This window comes from Microvirga tunisiensis (assembly GCF_009296175.1).
GTDB lineage: Bacteria > Pseudomonadota > Alphaproteobacteria > Rhizobiales > Beijerinckiaceae > Microvirga > Microvirga tunisiensis.
The window spans coordinates 1-4,435 of the sequence record NZ_VOSK01000438.1 but is presented as its reverse complement, the minus strand read 5'-3'; the positions used below and the strand labels follow the sequence as shown (position 1 = coordinate 4,435).

General features: G+C 58.3%; 2 protein-coding genes and 1 pseudogene. All 3 read left to right on the top strand.

What is annotated here, in order from left to right; genetic code table 11:
* Positions 1-142: pseudogene (locus FS320_RS38755) on the top strand (ATP-binding protein); the annotation flags it as partial.
* A 471-nt stretch (positions 143-613) separates the two neighbouring features.
* A complete protein-coding gene (locus tag FS320_RS38750) occupies positions 614-1,024 on the top strand; it encodes a cupin domain-containing protein (RefSeq protein WP_152717662.1) in 411 nt (136 codons plus the stop codon).
* Between the two features lie 279 nt (positions 1,025-1,303).
* On the top strand, positions 1,304-2,359 hold the full coding sequence (locus tag FS320_RS38745; RefSeq protein ID WP_342211971.1) for a catalase family peroxidase: 1,056 nt from the start codon (positions 1,304-1,306) through the stop codon (positions 2,357-2,359).
* The last annotated feature ends 2,076 nt before the right edge of the window (positions 2,360-4,435 follow it).

Sequence of the window (4,435 nt, the reverse complement as noted above, 5' to 3'; positions counted from 1 at the left end):
GAACAAGAGCATCCGGGAGTGGACCGAGCTGCTGGCCGGCGACGAGGTGCTGGCCACGGCCATCCTCGACCGCCTGCTGCACCGAGCGCATGTTCTCAACATCAAGGGGCGCAGCTATCGCCTGCGGGATCTGGAGGAGGCTCTCCAGCGGGCTCACGCTTGAGCCGTCGTAAAACTGGATGTCGCCTTATCTCGTAAATCTCGGTGTCGCTTGACAGCTGTCGGATCACCTGCGCCATTCTCGCCTCGATGCCCTCGAACTGCTCAAGCCGGTCGGCATTGGCTCTGAGCTGGTCCAGGGTCCCAATGCTCTCCCGTCGCAGCACGTCCCAGGCGATGGGGGCAAGTAGAGATCGGCAATGGGTCCTGCAGGTGTCATAGAACCGGGGCATGGGACGCTCCTGAGCCTTGCAGGCGGGAGCGCACGGATCTCTCAGTCACCGACGCCTGGATCATCTAGGCCGGCGATCCCTTAATCTAGGCTCGACCCGAACCCACCGCCAGCGCTGTTCCGTGAAAGGGATTCTGTGAATGACGCGAACTATGTTTACTCCTTTTCTTCTCGACGGCTCGAGCGCATGCTCAGCCCCGCCTGGGGGCAGGGGAGATCGCCATGCCCGGTAAGTTCATATTCAAGGATGACGTGAAGCGGGATGAGCTGGAGGTCGTGCGGCTCGGCTGGCTGAGCCATCCAGCCTCCACAGGTGCCAGCAAGTTCACCGTGCTCGAAGGCACCTTCTTCCCCGGTAAGGGGCACAGCTTCCACTACCACGCCGACCAGGAGGAATTCATCTACGTGGTCTCCGGCACGGTCGAGCACTGGATCGAACAGGAGAAGCGCATTCTCGGGCCGGGCGACAGCATGTTCATGCCTCCCAGGGTCGTGCACGCGACCTTCAATATCGGGACCGATGACGCCCGAGTTATTGCCATCCTCGGGCCCTGTGTCGGCGACATGGGGGTTGAACAGGTCGATGTGTCGGGTGAGGCACCCTGGAATGAAATGAGAGCCATCGCAGCCTAAGAACAACCGCATGCCATAAAGGTGCTTATGCGCAATTCCGCCAGGCGGGTGCGGTTGGGGCTTGCGCGGCTATGGTTCGACCCATTTTCTGTCCAGTGAAACGCTCCGAAACAGTCAGCCGTCGGCGCTCGCTGTCGATGCCATGGCGTTGATGGATGCTCCTGTACCTGAGAAGGCCGCTCCGCCGCCGCCATGCGGAAACCTTAGTTCCAGCGCACGGTACCTTCCCTAAGGCGCAATTTGGTCGCTCTCGTGGCGGCCAGCGGAGTTCCTCGACTCGTGTACCAGCAATGGCAGCTATTGCTGGTACACGGCCATGCTCCCGGCAAGTGGTTGCAGGAGCCAAAGGAGGTCGTCATGACGGCCAGCAGGCTTCTCATCGGGTTAACTGCGTTGATACTGATACCGATGTCGGCTCGGGCCGAGGATCAGAACGTTGAAGTCCAGGTCGTCGATGCAATGGATAAGGTGTTCGGAGCCCATCCGGGCTTTCGTGCCTTTCACGCCAAGGGCATCGTGGTAGAAGGCACATTCGTGGGTTCTCCGCAGGGGGCTGCCCTGAGCCAAGCCAAGGTGTTCGATGGAACATCAATCCCAGTCACAATTCGTTTCTCCAACAATGGGGGCCTTCCGACGGTTCCAGACGGTTCAGCCGACGCTAACCCACACGGAATGGCGATCAAGTTCCATCTTCCCGATGGAAGTGAGACCGACATGGTGACGAACTCGCTCAAGTTCTTTCCCGTGTCGACCGCCTCGGACCTTCGCGACCTGTTCGAAGCAATTGCCGCAAGCCCAGAGGGGGCGCCCAAACCGACGAAGTTCGAGCAGTTCGTCGCCGCCCACCCGAAGGTGGGGCCGGCGTTTGCAACGGCGGCAACGCCCAGTAGCTTCGCGGCCGAGGAGTATCATGGCCTGAATGCGTTCGTTCTCGTCAACAGTCGCGGCGAGCGACAGGCGGTGCGCTATCTGATTGTGCCTGAGCGTGTGGCTCACATCGAGGCATCTGCGGCAGCAGCACGGGGGCCGAATTACCTGATGGATGAGATACCGGACAGGCTAGCCCGTGGGCCTGTGATCTTCCACCTCAAGGCGCAAATTTCTGAACCAAGCGATATCACGAACGATCCTTCTCAGCCTTGGCCCGAGACGCGCAAGGTGGAGGAACTCGGTGTCATTACCATCACGAATTCTGTGTCGAACAGCGCCGAGGCGCAGAAAGAGCTTTTGTATCTTCCCGGCCGGATCATCGAGGGTATCGAGCTTTCCGACGATCCAATGGTTTCGATACGCGATGGTGCCTATGCTGTATCCTTCTCGCGGCGTAGCCAATAGAGCGAGGATGGCAAGGCTTTTACGGCCACACATCACGAGTGTTGGGTCACTGACGGGCAGTCCCGAATTCTAATGCGCTCTGCGATCCTATCAGTTTGGCAAGTTCGAACGCTTTCACAGATGTGGTATTTTAAGTGCCCGCTCTTGATCATTGGAGGTGACTATGCCGTTGGCAATCATGGGCTTTTGAAGCCAGGAGCGGATCTTGCTTCGCCCTCGCTTAGCGAGAGCTGAACGAGCACTTGGGCCAACGCCTCTGGACCTACGAGCGGCCGGTTAATGCGGCGCAGCCTGAACGATCAGGATCTGGCCTTCTCCTAGACCTGGTGCCCGGCCGTTCAGCGCTCGATACATTGATGCGGGTGGAGGGCCAGCATTGGGCGATTGAGATGCGTTCGAGACTACAAAAACCAATTCTTTGCCTGAGCGGCTTTGCAAGCCGCAGAATTTTCAACATCGCGGACCCAAGCCACAGGAAACTTAAGCGTTCCAAGGTGGCTTGAAGAACTCCGCTCACACCGCAATGCCATACCCATGGAAGCACCGAGCAAGCAATTGGCTGTGTGCGCCTGCTCACAGATCCTGATGTGAACATGTGAGATAAAGGGCTATCGAAGGATGGTCGTCATGACCCACAACGCCTTTTCATTCATGCTCGGTATCGTGGCCCCTGTAGCGACTGTAAGCTGGTTGCTTCTCCTCCACTGACCTGGATTCGACTCTCTTTCAGCTCAGGCACCACCCACTCCCAAAGCGGGTCGAGGAGAACATTAAACGCAGGCGGCAGGGCTGATCGGCAGGTGAAACTGATCGAAAAGTTGAGCGAGATGTGCCTCGTGTACAAAGCTGTAGATCGGCCAACCAAACCCTGCACGAGCTGATGTATCGGAGCCTGACTGCAGTTAAATGCATGACTTTTCTGGCCACGTCATAGCGGCGGCCGGGTCACTATCGGCGTCCATCGTGACCCTACCGAAGGTGCATTTACTGTCGCTCAACCAAGGCGTTGTACTTCCTGCGCGAAGGGTCAGCCTTCGGTGCCGCTTCACACGCTAATATCCCATCTGATAGGTCGAGGTGGAAATAGGCCAAAGGTCCGCTTGTGATAGGAACACCACACCTTCTGAAAGGGCAGAGGTTCTCTTAGTTTGTTCGCGAGTTGACTTTCAGACCTTGAAGGTCATCGGTTGAACGGCCCTCAGCCAGGAACTCGGAGCAGTGGTCGCCATAGGACCTCTGGTGCTGGTGGGCGACGCATTCAACTCCGGGTTCGACTCCCGGGTGCAGCAATTTTCCATGACTTCCTCGCGTTGGCAGAACATTGCCTTGGCTTTCTGAGCCGATGGCGTTGCCGCGTGACGGAAGGCGTCTTCCAAGATTGCATCACAGAAGGCTTATCCTGGCGGCAGGCGTCATCTAAATTGCGAGCACCAGTTCGGAACTGGTACGGAACTGAAGCCCAAGGAGACGAGGTCATGCACGTACTCGGAGCCTTTGAGTTGGACATCCAGCCCGGCACCCCAACAACCCGGCATCCGTCAGGGTTGCCCTTTTACGCTATGTTAGGGGCGAGGACGGGCGCCTGTTCGGCACCCCGGAGTCCACATACTTCGAGGAAGTATAGGGACCGCTCAATTCTTTACAATACGAGCTGGACGAGATCCGGGAACGAGCCCGCCGAGCTTTCCAAGTCACCTGACCCGAGACTGCACGACCGCGTTTGAGGCCGGGTTCGAACGCAGCGCATGAACTTCCTGCCTAACCCATGGTTGGAGACGGCAAGGTGGGAACTGATGCCGCGCTACTTCTTCGATGTCTGAGAGGATGAAGCGCTCCCCGAGGACCGGGAGAAGGTAGAGTTTCCTAGCGTCAAGGCCGCAAAAGGCGAAGCCCCTGTCACTCTGCCTGCCATCGCCCAGGGCTGCCTGTCAAAAGGGGACCACAAATACTGAGGTGGCTCGGTTTGGTTGAACAGCGTTTTCGGTTCGCTAAGTGGAGCGTCTGCCGGGGTTACGCTGCCGCGCGTTGCGGAAGCGGGTTGAAGTAGGCCTGATCGGGCGTGCTCCGGTCAAGGCT

What these genes read in the sequence shown, in the direction of transcription:
- FS320_RS38750 (WP_152717662.1), top strand. Translation starts at nt 614, where the DNA reads ATGCCCGGTAAGTTCATATTCAAGGATGACGTGAAGCGGGATGAGCTG.